This is a genomic window from Actinomadura sp. CNU-125, assembly GCF_001942465.1.
In the GTDB taxonomy this organism is placed as follows: Bacteria; Actinomycetota; Actinomycetes; order Streptosporangiales; family Streptosporangiaceae; genus Spirillospora.
In genome coordinates this window covers 1-15,994 of the sequence record NZ_MKJY01000107.1, presented here as the reverse complement: position 1 = coordinate 15,994, position 15,994 = coordinate 1, and the positions used below count along the sequence as shown (strand labels likewise).

The 15,994-nt window shown below is 74.0% G+C and carries 12 protein-coding genes and 4 pseudogenes; 7 read left to right on the top strand and 9 right to left on the bottom strand.

Annotation, left to right across the window (positions count from 1 at the left end; genetic code table 11):
• The 9 genes and pseudogenes from BJF79_RS13830 to BJF79_RS66835 form a co-directional block, all read right to left on the bottom strand.
• Positions 1-892, bottom strand: an 892-nt coding sequence (locus tag BJF79_RS13830) for a serine/threonine-protein kinase (protein ID WP_262401974.1), incomplete at its 3' end; no start/stop codon positions are given.
• A 99-nt stretch (positions 893-991) separates the two neighbouring features.
• Positions 992-1,561 (bottom strand): hypothetical protein, encoded by a 570-nt coding sequence (locus BJF79_RS13825; RefSeq protein ID WP_143219898.1) that lies wholly within the window; start codon positions 1,559-1,561, stop codon positions 992-994.
• 83 nt (positions 1,562-1,644) lie between these two features.
• Positions 1,645-2,484, bottom strand: coding sequence for a (Fe-S)-binding protein (locus BJF79_RS59765; protein WP_262401973.1), 840 nt, complete (start codon positions 2,482-2,484; stop codon positions 1,645-1,647).
• Positions 2,481-4,580, bottom strand: coding sequence for an FAD-binding and (Fe-S)-binding domain-containing protein (locus tag BJF79_RS13820; RefSeq protein ID WP_262401972.1), 2,100 nt, complete (start codon positions 4,578-4,580; stop codon positions 2,481-2,483). The genes BJF79_RS59765 and BJF79_RS13820 overlap by 4 nt, the downstream gene beginning before the upstream one ends.
• A gap of 170 nt (positions 4,581-4,750) precedes the next feature.
• Positions 4,751-6,438 (bottom strand): annotated as a pseudogene (locus BJF79_RS13810) (nitrilase-related carbon-nitrogen hydrolase).
• Between the two features lie 35 nt (positions 6,439-6,473).
• Positions 6,474-7,217 carry an aspartate/glutamate racemase family protein gene (locus BJF79_RS59760; RefSeq protein WP_075897650.1) on the bottom strand — a complete coding sequence of 248 codons (744 nt, stop codon included), beginning with the start codon at positions 7,215-7,217 and terminating at the stop codon, positions 6,474-6,476.
• A pseudogene (locus tag BJF79_RS59755) lies at positions 7,214-8,129 on the bottom strand (oxaloacetate decarboxylase). Before BJF79_RS59755 ends, BJF79_RS59760 begins: the two are co-directional and overlap by 4 nt.
• Positions 8,126-8,677, bottom strand: a complete 552-nt coding sequence (locus tag BJF79_RS13790; protein ID WP_262401975.1) for an isochorismatase family protein — start codon at positions 8,675-8,677, stop codon at positions 8,126-8,128. The pseudogene BJF79_RS59755 and the gene BJF79_RS13790 overlap by 4 nt, the downstream one beginning before the upstream one ends.
• A 122-nt stretch (positions 8,678-8,799) precedes the next feature.
• On the bottom strand, positions 8,800-9,009 hold the full coding sequence (locus BJF79_RS66835; RefSeq protein ID WP_410050082.1) for a Dabb family protein: 210 nt from the start codon (positions 9,007-9,009) through the stop codon (positions 8,800-8,802).
• Between the two features lie 236 nt (positions 9,010-9,245).
• Between BJF79_RS66835 and BJF79_RS13780 the strand changes: the two genes are divergently transcribed.
• The 7 genes and pseudogenes from BJF79_RS13780 to BJF79_RS53180 form a co-directional block, all read left to right on the top strand.
• Positions 9,246-10,016 carry an IclR family transcriptional regulator gene (locus BJF79_RS13780; protein WP_075897639.1) on the top strand — a complete coding sequence of 257 codons (771 nt, stop codon included), beginning with the start codon at positions 9,246-9,248 and terminating at the stop codon, positions 10,014-10,016.
• 257 nt (positions 10,017-10,273) lie between these two features.
• Positions 10,274-10,747, top strand: a pseudogene (locus BJF79_RS59745) (FAD-dependent oxidoreductase); the annotation flags it as partial.
• A 49-nt stretch (positions 10,748-10,796) separates the two neighbouring features.
• Positions 10,797-11,264: pseudogene (locus BJF79_RS66830) on the top strand (FAD-dependent monooxygenase); the annotation flags it as partial.
• Between the two features lie 466 nt (positions 11,265-11,730).
• Entirely contained in the window at positions 11,731-12,786 is a 1,056-nt protein-coding gene (locus BJF79_RS59735; RefSeq protein WP_083733409.1) for a class I SAM-dependent methyltransferase, read from the top strand.
• Positions 12,783-13,076: a hypothetical protein gene (locus BJF79_RS53185; RefSeq protein ID WP_075897635.1), complete on the top strand. Its 294-nt coding sequence runs from the start codon at positions 12,783-12,785 to the stop codon at positions 13,074-13,076. Before BJF79_RS59735 ends, BJF79_RS53185 begins: the two co-directional genes overlap by 4 nt.
• Before the next feature lie 69 nt (positions 13,077-13,145).
• Positions 13,146-14,702, top strand: a complete 1,557-nt coding sequence (locus BJF79_RS13760) for an ABC transporter substrate-binding protein (protein WP_075897633.1) — start codon at positions 13,146-13,148, stop codon at positions 14,700-14,702.
• 2 nt (positions 14,703-14,704) lie between these two features.
• On the top strand, positions 14,705-15,994 hold a 1,290-nt coding region (locus BJF79_RS53180; protein WP_143219894.1), incomplete at its 3' end, for a class I SAM-dependent methyltransferase.

Below are 15,994 nucleotides of genomic sequence, written 5' to 3'. Positions count from 1 at the left end.
CGGCGCCCGCCGCGGCCGGGGCGGAGAGGCCCGCGGCGGCGAGCGGGAACAGCATGGCCAGCCCCGCCGCGGTCGCGGCCAGGGCACGGACGCCGCGCCCCTCCCAGTCGTCCCCGTAGGCGGCGGCCTCGACGTCCTCCAGTTCGGCGGCGAACTCGGCGGCGTCGGCGTGGCGCGCCGCCGGGTTCTTCGCCATGCCCCGGGCGAGCAGCGGGCGCAGCGGCTCGGGGAAGTCCTCCAGCGGGACGGGCCGGGTGAGGTGCTGCGCCCGCAGCGCGGGCACGGTATCGGCGCGGTACGGGCGTTCGCCCATCACGCACTCGTAGAAGACGCAGGTCGCCGCGTAGACGTCGGCGGACGCGTCGGCCTCCTGCCCCCGCCACTGTTCGGGCGCCATGTAGGACGGGGTGCCGGAGCCGGACGCCGAACCGGTGGCGCCCGCGACGCCGAAGTCGATGAGCTTGCTGCACCCGTCGCCGGGGACCACCACGTTCGCCGGCTTGTAGTCACGGTGGACGACGCCGACGGCGTGGGCGGCGGCGAGGCCGAGCAGCGAGCCCTTCAGGACGGTCAGCGCGGCGAGCGGGTCCAGCCGTCCGTGCTCGGCGAGGACGGCCTTGAGGGAGGCGCCGTCGACCGCCTCCATCACGATCGCGGCGCCGTGCCCGCTCTCGACCAGCCGGTACAGCCGCGCGACGTGCGGGCTGGACACGCGGCCCAGCATCGCGGCCTCGTGCCGGAGCATGGCGAGCGCGGCCTCCGACCGCACCGACACGTACTTGACCGCGACCGGGAACCCCGACTCCTCGTGCACGGCCAGGACGACCCGTCCCTGCGAGCCCGCGCCGAGTTCGCGCACCTCGCGGAACCGGGCGATCTTCCAATCGTCCACGTGCTCTCCTCGACACCCTGGGGGGAACGTTGAAGGGATGCCATGGCCCGCGGACGGGCGGGCCAATCGGGGAGCCGGTCGGGTACTGCGGGCGGGAAGTCAGTTGCTGCAGTTCTGGTTCGCCAGGTCGAGGGCGAGTTCCTTGGCGCGGCCGTCCACGATCAGAAACGTGTACTGGGCCTTCGGGTTGCCCGGGACGGCGGTGAACGAGAGGTTCGGCCCTTCCCGCAGCTCCGGGTACGCCTTCTCGATCTCGGCGGCGGACGCGCCGACCGCGATCCCCTCGGGAGTGCGCACGCCCTCGGCGGCCGCGATCCGCGCGATGCCGAGGTCCGGGGAGAACGAGCCCCCGCCGTAGGGGCCTTCGCGGGGGAACTCCTTGAGGTCGAAGGAGCCGCAGCCCGCTCCGCCGGGCGGCTCGGACTTGATCGTGATGAGCCCGGTCGCCTCGGCGGCCTCCCGCGTCATCCCGAGCTTGAGCGCGCCGTACCCCTCGGGCCCGAGGCGGACCGGGCCGGCCGGTGCCGCCGACGCGCCGGGGGCGGCGGCGCCGTCCGGCCCGCCCGTGGTCGTCCCGCCCGTGGGCGACGCGGTCGTGGGCGCGACGTCCGCGATGCCGCCGGAGCCTCCGCCGTCTCCGCAGGCGGCGAGCGACAGCGGAAGCGCCAAGAGAAGCGCGATGGTCGAACGCCGATTCATTTCTTTACCCCCGTTTTACGTTCTGGGGGGTATTTCACCACGCCGGACGGGCTCTAATCGGCGCCGCGGCCCTGGTGGGACGGCCGATTGCGGGCGCGGGCCGGTGCTTGCCCCGGCCCGCGTCGTCTGCTAATCCGGCAGGTGGCGGGCCAGGAGCTGGGCGAGGTGCTCGCCCGTCCGGTCGGTGAGGAAATCGAGCTGGGTGCGGCAGCTGAACCCGTCGGCGAGGACGACGTCGCCGTCCGCCGCGTCGCGGACGGCGGGCAGCAGCCGGTGCCCGGCGACGGCGACCGACACGTCGTGGTGCCCCTTCTCGACGCCGAAGTTCCCCGCGAGCCCGCAGCAGCCGCCGACGCCGCGCACGTCGCGCCCGCGTCCCGCAGCAGCGTCTCGTCCGGGCGCCAGCCCATGACGGCGTGGTGGTGGCAGTGCGGCTGCGCGACCCCGGACACCCCCGACAGGTCGGGCGGCGTCCAGCCGTCGGTCTCGGCGAGCAGCTCGGCGAGGGTGCGGGTCGCGGCGGCGTCCTCGCGCGCCGCGGCCGCGTCCACCCCGTCGAGCAGTTCCTCGGCGTCCGAGCGGAGCACGCCCGTGCAGGACGGCTCCATCCCGACGACCTTCGCGCCGCGCCGGACGTGCGGCAGCAGCGCCCGGACGGTGCGCCGGGCCTGGGCCCGCGCGCCGTCGAGCTGGCCCGTGGAAATCCACGTGATGCCGCAGCACACCGGCCGTTCGGTCACGGTGACCCGGTAGCCCGCGTGCTCCAGCACCCGGACGGTGGCCCTGCCGACGTCGGGCGAGAACGCGTCGGTGAAGGTGTCCACGAACAGGACGACGTCGCCGTGGCGTCCCTCGGGCGAGGCGTGCGAGGAGAACCAGCGGCGGAACGTCACCGGCGCGAACTCCGGCAGCGACCGGCGCCGGTCGATCCCGGCGGCCCACGCGACCAGCGGACGCAGGCGCGCGACCGGCAGCGCGGCGTTCGCCGGACGGATCGTCGCGGGGCGCGCGCGGCCAGGCGCGTCCACCGGGGCAGCCAGCCCAGCGCGTAGTGCGCGCGCGGGCGCACCTTCCGCCGGTACTTCTGGTGCAGGGCCTCGGCCTTGTAGGAGGCCATGTCGATACCCGTGGGGCAGTCCGACGCGCACCCCTTGCAGGACAGGCACAGGTCGAGCACGTCGTGCAGGGCCTCCGAGCGCCACCCGTCCGGACCCAGCTTCCCGGACACGACCTCTTGCAGTACCCGCGCGCGCCCCCGCGTGGAGTCCTTCTCTTCCCGGGTCGCGACAAAGGACGGGCACATCACCCCGCCCGCGCCCGTGTTGTCCGCCCGGCACTTGCCGATGCCGGTGCACCGGTGGACGGCCCGCGACAGGTCGCCCCGGTCGTCCCGGTAGGCCAGCCCCAGCGGCAGCTCCCGCCGGGTCGCCCGCGGCACCCGCGCGGCCCGCAGGTCGGCGTCGACCGGCGCGGGACGCACGATGATCCCCGGGTTGAGGACGCCGTCGGGGTCGAACAGGTCCTTGACGTCCGCGCACAGGGCGAGGGCCTCGTCCGAGTACATGTGGGGGAGCAGTTCGCCGCGCGCGCGCCCGTCGCCGTGCTCCCCGGACATGGTGCCGCCGTGCCGGGCGGCGAGCGCCGCCGCGTCCTGGAGGAAGTCGCGGAACACCCGCGTGCCGCCCGCCCGGCCGAACGGGAAGTCGATGCGCACGTGCACGCAGCCGTCGCCGAAGTGCCCGTACGGGACGCCCGTCAGGCCGTGCTCGCCGAGCAGCGCCTCGAACTCGCGCAGGTAGACGCCGAGCCGCTCGGGCGGGACGGCCGCGTCCTCCCACCCGGCATGTGCCTGCTCCCCGTCGGGGGTGCGGGCGACGAGGCCCGAGCCGTCCTCGCGGATGCGCCACAGCGCGTCCGCGAGCGCCATGTCGTCGACGAGCATCGAGCCGGTGCAGGCCGAGTCGGCGACGACCCGCGCCGCGGTGGCCGCCAGCGCGCCCGCGTCCGGCCCGGCCAGCTCCACCAGCAGCCAGCCCGAGCCCTTCGGCAGCTCCGGGACCGCGCCGGGCCCGCGCCGCTCCGCCACCACGCTCGTGATCCGCGAGTCCAGGCCCTCGCAGGCGACCGGGCCGTGCGGCAGGAGCGCCGGGACGGCGTCGGCGGCCTCGGCCATCGACCCGTATCCCAGCACGACCAGCAGCCGGTGCTCCGGCTCGCGCACCATCCGCAGCCGCGCCGCCAGGGTCAGCGCGAGCGTGCCCTCGCTGCCGACCAGCGCGCGCGCCACGTCGAACCGCCGCTCCGGCAGCAGATGCTCCAGCGAGTACGCCGACACCTGCCGCCCGAACCGCCCGAACTCCGTCCGGATCAGCGCGAGATGCTCCGCCGCCACCCCGCGGAGCCGCTCCAGCAGCGGGGAACCGAGCGCGTCCGGGGCCGCGTCGCCCGGCACGTCGCCGAGGCGCAGCCGCTCGCCCGTCCCGGTCACCACGTCCAGCCCGAGGACGTTGTCGCTGGTGCGGCCGTAGCCGAGCGCCCGCGACCCGCACGCGTTGTTGCCGATCATGCCGCCGAGCGTCGCGCGCGTCCGCGTCGACGGGTCGGGCCCGAACCGCAGCCCGTGCGCCCCGGCGATCTCGTGCAGCCGCGCCTGGACGATCCCCGGTTCGACCAGCGCCGTCCCCGCCTCCGGGTCGACCTCCAGCACCCGGTTCAGGTGCCGGCTGACGTCGGCGACGACGCCCGGCCCGACGGAGTTCCCGGCGATCGAGGTGCCTCCGCCGCGCATCGTCAGCGGCACCCCGAACTCCCGGCACACCGCCAGCGCCGCGGGCAGCTCGCCCGCCTCGCGCGGCGTCACCACCACCTGCGGCGGTACCCGGTACAGCGACGCGTCGGACGAGTACATCGCGCGGGCGAGCGCGGAGCCGTCCACACCGGACACGCCGGCCCGCCGCAGCGCCGCCGCCAGATCGCCTTGGTCGGTCAAGCCCCCGCCTCCGTCTCCGGGACCGCCGTCGTGACGGCGAAGCCCGCGATGAACTCTCTGATCGGACGGTAATAACGGTAGGTCATGCGGTACCCGCCCGCTGCGGAGAGCGCCCCGTCCCGAGCGATTCGGTCGTCGCCGTTACCCGCGTCGATGAAGATCGCCCTCGCTCAGCGGGCGGTGAACACGCCGTAGAGCTCGGGGTGCCGTTTGGCGAGCGGGTCCAGGTGGTGGCCCATCATCTTGTCGTTGGACTCGCGCAGGTCGAGTTCCAGGAGAAGCTGCTCCTCGAAGCCCGGCCGCGTCCAGTACCCGGTCGGGTAGCGCATCACGGCGATCGGCTGGCCGGGGACGAAGTCGTCGGCCCGCAGCACCTGGCTGCCCAGCCCGGCGGGGTCGTCGAGGCGGTTGACCGAGACGAGATGGACGCGGTTCTCCTCCGTCCGCTCGGTCGCCGCGACGTGCATGGCCTCCGCGGTCGTCCACGTGGTGGGGTGGACGATCAGCTCGGCACCGGCCAGCGCCAGCGCGCGCGCCGCCTCCGGGACCCACACCTCTTCGCCGACCATGAACCCGAGGCGGCCGATCGGGGTGTCGGCGACCGACAGGGCGTCGCCGGGGGACGCCCAGGCCCGGTCGCGTCGGTGAGGTGCGTCTTGCGGTACCGGTGGGCGACCTCCCCGGCGTCGTCGACGAGATGGACGGTGGAGAAGTACTCGCCCGCCCGTTCCTCGACCAGGTGGACCGCCGCCCACACCTTCGCGTCGGCGCAGGCGGACGCGATCCGCGCGAGGGCGTCCCGGGACACCGCGGCGGCGTGCGCCGGATCGGCGGCGACCTCGCCGGGCGCGAAGCAGAACAGCTCGGGCAGCACGCCCAGCCGCGCCCCCGTCGCGCCCGCGTGGGCGATCTGCCCGAGCGCGCGGCGGACCGTCCATTCGGTGCTCCGGAACCGGCTCACCTGCATGACGGCGACCGGCAGCGGGCGCGGCGGCATGTCCGCGGGCGCCGGGCCGTACATGGCGGCGGCCGGAACCTCGTCGAGCGGCGCCGTCAGCGCCCCGTACAGGTCGGGACGGCGCCAGGCGAACAGGTCGGCGACGCCCGGCATCCGCTTGTCGAGGGCCAGGTCCGGGTCGATGTCGGCGACGATCAGGCCCGGCTCGGTCTCGTCGGCCTCGGCGAGCCGCGTCCCGTCCGGGGAGACGATCTGGCTGCCGCCCATCCACGGCCACTCCAGCTCGGGCCCGCCGACGGTGTTGGCCGCGACGTGGAACACCCGGTTCTCCATGGCGCGCAGCGGGACGTGCACGCGCAGCTCGTCCGGGCCCCGCGAGTTCAGCGAGTTGCAGAAGATCTGCGCGCCCAGCAGCGCGAGGGCGCGCGGGGTGTCGGGGACGATGCCGTCCGCGCACAGCAGCAGCCCGATCCGGCCGAGTTCGGTGTCGAAGACCCGGTACGGCTCGTCGCCCGGCTCGAACAGGGTGTACTCGTAGTCCCAGAGGACGTGCTTGTCGTGCACGCCGACGATCTCGCCGTCCGGCCCGATCAGCACGGACGCGATGTGCACCACCGGCTCGGCGGCGCCGCGCAGGTCGACGCCCACCGCGATGTGCACGCCCAGCTCGGCGGCGGTGGCGCGCAGCCCGGTGACGAACGGGCCGGACAGGTCCTCGGCGTACCGCCAGCACTCGTCGCGTCCGCCGTAGTCGCGCACCCGGTTGGAGTTCTCGGGCAGCACCACGAGCCGGGCGCCCGCGGCCGCGGCCCGGCGCACGTAGCCGTCGCACAGCGCCAGGTTCTCCACCGGGTCGGGCCCGGAGAAGAACTGTGCCGCCGCGACTCGAACCTGTGCCATGCGGTCTCTCTCCTTCGTCGCAGTGTAAAGCCGGGTCAGAGGGTCGCCAGGAGACGCCCCGCGCCGGGGATCCGGTCGGTGATCCCGTTGCTGCGGTAGGCGTGCCAGAGGGTGGCCGCGTTGATCGCGACGACCGGTTTGCCGAGCTCCTCCTCCAGTTCGGCGGCGACGCCCATCACCGGGAGGTTCGTTCCGGCCTGGACGAGCGCCTCGACGCCCGGTCCGTCCACGGCGGCGAACGCGGCGCGCAGTTCGGCCGGGGACACGTCCGCGATGGACGTCGCCGACGCGCACTTCAGCCCGCGGACCGCGTGGACGTCGTAGCCGAGTTCGGTGAAGAAGTCGCGGACCTGCTCGTCGGCGACCGGCTGGTACGGGGTGACGACCCCGATCTTCGACACGCCGAGCCGCGACAGCGCGGCGTGGCAGGACGACGCCCCGGTCGTCACCTCCAGGCCCGACATCTCCCGGATCCAGCGTTCGAACTCGGCGTTGCCCTCGACCCCGCCCCAGAACGTCTCCGCGCTCATGCCCATCACCAGATGGTCGGGCTCGCAGGTCAGGACGGACTCGACGGCGTTGCCGATCTCGCGGCGCAGGTCCTCCAGGAACGCCTCGAACGTCGCGTCGTCGCCGAGGTCGCCGTTGCGGATCAGGATGCGCCCGGCGTGGAACGACACTCCCCGGGCGCGGTGCCGGTAGTACTCGTCCTCCACCACCGTGTTGGTGGACGGGACGATCACCCCGAAGACGGAGCGGTCGGCGAGCACGGTCGTCATGGGTTCTCCCTGGAAAGCGCGGGTTCGGTGGCGGCGGAAGGGGCCGGGCCGGGATCGGGGTCGGGGAAGCGGTCGGCCAGCTCCGGGAGTCCCAGCAGGTCGTTCAGCTCGGTCCACGACATGGCGGGCGCGGGGGCGCGGCTCGTCGCGCAGCATGGCGCGGTAGCGTCGCGCATCGCGGCGGCTCCGGCGAGCGCGGCCGTGACCGGGTACAGCACCAGCCGGGCGCCCGCGCGGCCGAGTTCGTCCAGCGGGTCGGCGGGCGACCCGGCCGCCGAGCAGTTCACCACCAGCGGCAGCCCGCCCGCCGCGTCCCGGACGCGGCGCAGCGTCGCGCCGTCCACCGCGCGCTCGACCATGATCGCGTCGCGCCGCGCGGCGGCGAACGCCTCGACCCGGCGCAGCGCCTCGTCCGGTCCGGCGGCGGCCAGCGCGTCGGTGCGGGCGATCACCACGAGCCCGCGCGGCCGTCGCGAGCGCCGCGCGCAGCCGGGCGAGCGCCACCGGCAGCTCCACCAGCCGGACGCCGGGCGTGTGGCCGCACCGCTTGGGCTGCACCTGGTCCTCCAGGTGCAGGGCGGCGGCGCCCTCCCGCTCGTAGCGGCGGACGGTCTCGGCGACCTGCGGCGGATCGCCGTAGCCGGTGTCGGCGTCGGCGACGATCGGCAGGCCGGTGCCCGCGACGACGCGGCGCAGCGCGTCCAGCATGTCGGAGGCGCCGGCGAAGCCCAGATCGGGCAGGCCGAGCGAGGAGGCGCTGACCAGCGCGCCGGAAAGGTGCACCGCGGTGAACCCGGCGGCCTCGGCGAGCCGAGCCGAGAGCGCGTCGTGGCAGCCCGCGGCGGGGACGGGCGCGCCGGTGTTGAGCCGCGCCCGCAGCAGGTCCGCCGGGTGGGGGGACGGTTCGCTCATGCCGCCCACCGGTCCAGGATCTCGGCCGTGGCGTGGACGTCGGCGTACTTGGCGCCGAGATCGAACAGGGCGGCCTCGTGCGGGCGCGGGTCGCGGTCGGCGACGGCGTCGGCGACGACGGCCGGGCGGAAACCGTGACCGATCGCGTCCACCGCGGTCGCCCGGACGCAGCCGCTGGTGCTGACCCCGGTGATCACCACCGAGTCGACCGCGAGCGCGGTGAGCGTGCTCGCGAGGGAGGTGCCGAAGAACGCGCTGGGGTACTGCTTGCGGACGATGAGGTCGCCGGGCGCGGGGACGAGTTCGTCCGGCGGCTGTGCCAGGGCGGAGCCTTCGTCGAAGAGCTTCAACGCGGGAACCTTCCGGTAGAACCAGCCGCCGTCCGCGCCGCCGGGCGCGTAGGAGACGTAGGTGAACACGACCGGACGGCCGAGCTCGCGGGCGCGCGCGGCCAGCCGGACGACCCGGTCGACGGTGGCGGGCGCGGACGGCGCGTACAGCGGGCTTTCGGGGGAGAGGTAGGCGCGCACCAGGTCGACGACCAGCAGCGCGGGGCGGTCGCCGAGCCCGATCCGGCCGCCGAATCCGGCCGTCCGGTAGTCGTCCGCGAGTTCGCCGGGACGCCCGCGGGCGCGGGCCGTCCGGTGCGCGGTCGTCCGGCGGGGGGTGCTCAGACATCGAACTGCACCGTCGCGCGTTCCGCGAGGATCGGCTTGAGCAGGTCGGCGACGAGCGCGCGGTGCGCGGGGTGCTCCTGGTAGGCGCGCCAGGCGTCGGCGTCCGCGAAGTCGAGGACGGCGGCGAAGTCGTGCGCGCCGCCGGTGAGTCCGAGATCGCCGCCGCAGGAGAGCGCGCGGATCTCCTCGACGGCGCGCGGCAGGGCCTGGAATCCCGCCTCCGCGGCCCGCTGCTGTGCCGTGGTGGCCTCGGGCGCCAGCGGAGCAGGACGATATGCCGCAGCATGGTGATGTTCCTCCGGGCGGAATCGTGGGACACGGTGGCACCCGGTTACTACATTGTGAGAGACTGACTTTCAGTATGTGAGGAACCGTAGAACGTGGTCGGTCGCCGGTCAAGAGCCGGCGACCCCGGAACCGGACCGGACGAGGAGACGACGTGGGCGAACAGACCCGGCGGCGCAGTGGTGCGGAGAGTTCCCGCAAGGCCCTGAGTCTGCTCCTGGCGTTCGACGCGCAGCACCACACGCGCGGCGCGACGGAGCTGGCCGCCGCGCTGGAGATGCCGATCAGCTCGGTGTACCGGTACCTGTCCGTGCTGCGCGAGACCGGCATGGTGGAGGAGGCCGGGCAGGGCGAGTACCGGCTGTCGTGGGTCTTCGTGCGCCTGGCCGACGCGGCGCGGGCCGCGGGCGACACGCTGGAGAGCATCGCGCGGCCCGTCCTCGCCGAGGTGGCCGAGGCCGGGGGCGAGACGACCCTGCTGATCAAGCGGATGGGATGGAACGCGGTCTGCGTCGACCGCGTCGACTCGTCGCATCCGGTGCGGCTGCAGTTCGATCCCGGGCAGCCGATGAGCCTGCACCGCGGCTCGGCGGCGCGGGTCCTGCTGGCGTCGATGCCGGCGGACGACCGGCGCGGCTACCTCGCGTCCGTCCCCGACCTGCCCGAGCACGTCCGCGACCAGATCGAGACGCACGTGGAGAGCGTCGAGGGGGTCGGCTGGGCGGAGAGCTTCGGGGAGGTCGACGAGGGCATCTGGGGCGCCTCGGCGGCGATCCGCGACCGGGGCCGGGTGATCGCGGCGCTCGGCGTCGCCGGCCCGCTGTACCGGCTCCAGCAGGACGACCGCGCCCGCATCATCCAGCTCGTGGTGGACGGCGCGAAGCGGATCTCGGACCTGCTCGCCAACGGTGGCGCGAAACCCTGACCGGCCCGACCTGACCGGCCCGCCGCGTCCGGGCGTTCTCGCCATCGCACCGCCGTGCTTCTCGCATCGTGAGAAGTACGGCGGTTAATTTTTTGTTTCGCGGCCCCGCGGCCATGCGCCCTTCAGCGGCCGGAAAGCCTTGAGGGATCGGCGTTCCAGGGGCATTGACCAGGGTTTGGTCGAGAGCGCGGTAAAAAATGCGGCCCCGGCCCCATTGACGCGGCCCGAGGGGAACCGTAGCTTCTTTCACATCTTGAGTGCCGAGTTACCGCATTGTGAGAGATGCGATTCCCTGGAGGAAGCTCGTGCTTGTCGGTCTCAACGATCCGCGGCTTCCGCGCGACGCCGATGTGGCGATCGCCGGACTGGGCCCGGTGGGCGCCACCGCGGCGCTCACGCTGGCCCGCGCCGGCCTGCGGGTGACGGTCTTCGAGGAGACCGCGCGGGAAGCGGCCGCGGGACGGGACGTCGCCGAGTCCCGCGCGTCCACGTTCCACCCGCCGACGCTGGAGATCCTCGACGACCTGGGCGTGGCCGCCGAGCTGCACGAGGTCGGGCTCGTCTCCGACACCTACCAGTACCGGGACCGGACCGACGGGCTGATCGCGCACTTCGACCTGAAGGCGATCAGCGCCGACACGCGGTTCCCGTACCGGCTGCAGAGCGAGCAGCAGAACCTCGTCGAGATCATCACCGCCCGCCTCGCCGCGATGCCGAACGTGCACGTCGTCCACGGCGCGCGCGTCCGGTCGGCCGGACGGCCGGACGGCGCGCGTCGCGCTGACGGTCGAGCCCGCCGTCCCCGCCGCGGCGGACGGGGACGGGCCCGGACCGCTCGCCTGCCGGGCCCGCTGGGCGATCGCCGCGGACGGTGCGCACAGCACCCTGCGCACCGACCTCGGCATCGCGTTCACCGGCATGACGTACCCGGAGCGGTTCCTCGTCGTGTCCACCACCGACGACTTCGAGACCCTCATCCCCGGCATCGCGTCGGTGAACTACATCGCAGACCCGGCCGAGTGGCTCGTGCTGCTGCGCACGCCGCTGCACTGGCGGGCGCTGTTCCCGGTGCCGGAGGGCGAGACGGACGAGGCCGCCCTCGACCCCGCCGCGATCCAGCGGCGCATGCAGGGCGTCGTCGAACTGGACCGCGACTACGCGATCACCCACGCCCGGATCTACCGGGTGCACCAGCGGGTCGCCGAGCGGTTCCGCGTCGGCCGGGTGCTGCTGGCCGGCGACTCCGCGCACATCAACAACCCGCTGGGCGGCCTCGGCATGAACAGCGGCATCCACGACGCCGCCGCGGCGCCCCGCCGCGATCATCGCCGCCGAGCGCGGCGACAGCGGGCCCGTCGACGCCTACGAGGCCGCGCGCCGGACGGTCGCGCACGACTACGTCCGCGTCGTCACCCACGAGAACTGGGAGTCCCTCCAGGAGGAGGACCTCGCCCAGCGGCGCGGCAAGGCCGACGACATGCGCCGCGCCGCGGCCGACCCGGATCTGGCCCGCGCCCACCTGCTGCGCAGCTCGATGCTCGCGGCGCGGGTGCACGAACCCGAACACGCCGGCAGCCAGGGCTGACCGCCGCCTCCACCCCACCGACCGACCACCCCGACCCACCACCCCGACCGACCCACCCCAATCGTCCGGCCCCCCGACCCGTCCACCGGAACCGGCCGGGCTCCGGAACGAACCGAAAGGAAAGCCGCCATGGATGTACCGGTGTCCCAGCGCGACCGCGCCGGCCTGGAGTTCCTCGGCTCACTGCAGGGATACACCGGGGGAGTGCTCCAGCCCGCGGCGGCGGAGCGCTACGCGGAACTGGTCCCCGAGCCGCCGCGGGGCCTGCCGGAACGGCGCCGCTCGGTCGACGAGGCCCTCGCCGACCACGGCCCCTGGCTGTTCGACCGCCTCCTGACCCGCTACGTCGCCGAAGAGATCTACGTCCGGTCGATCCCGGCCGCCGAGCACGCCCGCGCCGCGATCGAGGAGTGGCTCGACGTCCCGTCGGACGCCCCCGGCTCGCTGACGCTCGACCCGGACCTCGACCCGCCCGCCTACCACGCGGCGGGCTTCCACCTGACGACCGGCGGCTGGGACGGCCACGACCTCATGGGCGTCGTCATCAGCGACCTCGGCTACCGCTACGTCCTGATGCCGGGCGGCGTCGGCGCGGTCCGCGCGGGCGAGAACCTGATGGACCAGCGCACGCAGGTCATCCGCGAGGCGCCGCGCCGCGACTACCGGCGGATCCTGGAGCCCGGCTGCGGCAACGGCCGGTTCGCCGTCGCCGTGTCGAACGAGTTCCCGGACGCCCGGTACGTCGGCCTCGAACTGTCGCGGACGCAACTGGAGTACGCCCGCGCCCGCTGCGTCCACGAGGGACGGTCGTGGGAGCTGATCCAGGCGGCGGCCGAGGACACCCGGCTCCCGGACGCCTCGGTCGACCTCGTCGCGATCTTCACGCTGTTCCACGAGACGCCGCCGAAGGCGACCGAGGCGATCCTCGCGGAGATGTTCCGGGTGCTGGAGCCCGGCGGCGACCTCGTGATCGGCGACATCGCCCCGGTCGAGCGCAACGGCGCGTTCCGGTCGGCGGTCCTGGACTGGGAGACCGAGAACCGCGGGGAGCCGTTCATGCGGTCCTATCTCCAGCTGGACATGCCGTCCCTCGTCGAACGGGCCGGGTTCACCGACGTGAAGGCCTACGGCCTCGGCAAGGGCGACTACCCCTGGATCGTCCGCGCGCACAAGGAGGAGCAGTGACCGACACCCCCCGCTACCTGGAGAACGACCGGCTCGACGAGATCACCCGGATGCTCACCGAGCTGGCGTCGGAGGTGTGGATCCTGCGGGACCGCACCCTGGTGCTGGAGCACCTGCTGCGCGAGCGCGGCTGCCTGGACGCGGACGCGCTCGACGCGCTGCGCCCGTCCGGCGAGCTGCTGGCGGCGCTCGGCGAGGAGCGCGCCGCGTTCGTCGGACGCGTCTTCGGCGCGGCCTTCGACGCCGACACCCGGGTGGCGGCGGCCGCCCGCACGGCGTCCACCACCTGACGGATCCACGCATCCCCCCTCCGGCCGCCCGCGCGGCGGCCGGAGGATCGAACGACATAAGGAGCGGCAGTGCGCGAGAGCTCTGTCTTCAACAACGGGCCGGCGCTCGACCGGAGAAGCTTCCTGCGCGCCGGGCTGGCCTTCGGCGGCGCGGTGGCGGGCGCGGGCCTGCTGGGCGCCTGCGGCGGCCCCGGTTCCGCCTCCGGCGGGAGCGGCGCCAAGACCCTCACCATCGGGACGGTCGTCGTCGACGACACGCTGAACCCGATGGAGGAGCAGTTCACCACCTTCCAGTTCAACGCCTTCGACGGGCTGGTCCGCCGGCTCCGCGGCGACACCGAGGCGGTGCCGCGGCTGGCCGAGGAGTGGTCGCAGAAGAGCGACACCGTCTGGCGGTTCAAGCTGCGTGCGGGCGCGACGTTCCACAACGGGCGGCCGGTGACCGCGGACGACGTCGTCTTCAGCTTCACCGAGCTGCTCGGCGAGAAGTACGCGAACGCCTCCCTGATCGACACGATCAAGGACGTCCGCAAGGTCGACGCGACGACGGTGGAGATAGAGACGACCGTCCCCGATCCGCTGCTGCTCAGCCGGGTCGGCCAGGTCTTCGTGGTCCCGGCGGACTACTGGCGGCAGAAGGGCCCCGACGGGTTCGCCCAGGCGCCGATCGGCTCCGGACCCTTCAAGATCGAGAGCTTCTCCGTCGACCGCGGCGTGGAGTTCGCCGCCTACGACGGTTTCTGGGGCGACAAGCCCAAGTCGTCCGAGGTCGTGCTGCGCTACTTCAGCGACCCCGACGCGATGGCGGCCGCGCTCCAGGCCGGGCAGATCGACGCGGCGCAGAACCTCGGCGCCGAATCGATCAAGACGCTGGACGGCCGGGACGGCATCACCGTCGACACCGACTTCAGCGGCAACCAGAACATGTTCCAGCTCAACACGTCGAAGGCGCCGTTCGACGACGTCCGGGTCCGGCAGGCGGCCGTCAAGGCCATCGACGCCAAGGCGCTGATCCAGGCGATGACGTACGGCGCCGGGGTGATCGAGGACGGGCAGCTGCCCGTCAAGGGCGTGTTCGGCCACAGCCCCGGCATCACCCGTCCCGCGTACGACCGACCTGGCGGAGGCGAAGAGCCTGCTGAAGTCCGCGGGCGCGGAGGGCGCCGAGATCGAGATCTTCGGGATGTCGCTCTACAAGAAGCTGTACGAGGCGATCGGGGACCAGCTCCGGCAGGCCGGCTTCAAGCCCAAGATCAACGCGGTGGAGGTGCCGGTCTGGGTGAAGACGTTCCGCAACGGCTCGGACGCCGACATCTTCTACCGCGGCGCCTCCTACACGGGCATCTTGACGCCGACCGTCCGTACTCCTTCGTGTCGTCGTCGAAGAAGCCGTTCGTGCAGGACGCGGAGTGGGACGGCCTCATGAAGGCGCAGCGCACCGAGATGGACTCCGCCGCGCGCGAGAAGAAGCTCATCGACTGCTCGCGCCACCTGTTGGATCGTTCCTACATCCTCTACACCTACGGCGGCCCGACCGTCGGCGCGCACCGCGACGGCGTGACCGGCTTCGACAACAGCAACGGCCTGATGCTGCTGCTGGACGGCATCGGCAAGCAGGGGAGCTGACCGTGCCCGCCCCACAGCCGCCCGCCCCACAGCCGCCCGGCGGCCGGGCACCGGTACCCGACGGCATGAACCCGGACGTGATCCTGGAACAGCGCGGCCGCGCCGAACTGGCGTTCCTCGCCGCGGCGCGGGCTGCGCTGGCACCGCTGCGCGCCCGCGTCCGCGCCCGGATCGAGGCGTCGGACCGGTGCGCCGACTGGGGCGCGGACGAGGCCGCCGGCGGGCACACCGACATCGTCCGGCTCCGCGCGGACGTCGCGGACGCGCTCGCGGCACCGCCGAGCAGAGCGTCGTCGGCGCCGCGCTGCGCTGGAACCGGCGGATGCTCACCCCCCGCGCCGAGGACGCCTTCGCCGCCCGCCGCGACGCCCTGGAACCCCTCGCGTCCGCCCCCGACCCGCAGGCGATCACCGACCGGGTCGCCGAACACGGCGGGACCGCGGTGCCGCGCTACTGGACGTACGAGTTCCACGGCACCCGCGGCGGCTGGGACGGCCACGAGCACATGGGGTTCGTGCACCACGAACTGGTGTACCGGTACCTGCTCGTCCCCGCCTACGGCGACATCTTCGCCCAGCGCGCGAAGGTCGCGGACGCGGCCCCCCGGGACCGCTACACGGCGATCTGCGACCTGGGCTGCGGCACCGGGCAGTACACGCTCAAGCTCGCCGAGCGGTACGGCCGGCGCCCGCGTCACCGGCGTGGACCTGTCGGCCGCGTCGCTGCGCTACGCGCAGCGGCGCGCCGCCGACCGCGGGCTGCGCTGGGACCTGCTGCGGGCGCCCGCGGAGGACACCGCGCTGCCCGCCGGGAGCCAGGACCTGGTGACGTCGTTCATCCTGCTCCACGAGATGCCGCCGCACGCCGTCGAGAAGGTGTTCGCGGAGGCGTTCCGGCTGCTGCGCCCGGGCGGCGACCTCGTCTTCTCCGACGTCGCCCCCTACCGGGAGCGCGACGCCCACCAGGCGTGGCTGGACGACTGGGACGCCGAGCACGGCCACGAGCCGTGGTGGCGGACGACCGCGCGGCTCGATCTCGCCGCCGTCGCCGAAGCGGCCGGATTCACCGGTGTGCGCCAGGAGGCGCTCGGCCCGGGCGCCTACCCGTGGGTGACCATCGCCCGCGCCCGGAGGAGGGAGGACCATGAAGAGCCGTGTGAAGACCGGCGGGGCGCCCCCGGCGGCGCACCCGGGGGCGCGCCCGTCCGGCGAGGACTCCGGCGGGACGTCCGGCGGCGCGCGCCCGGGAGAGGTCCCGGACGCGGGCGCGGGCGGGTTCCACGAGTCAGATGG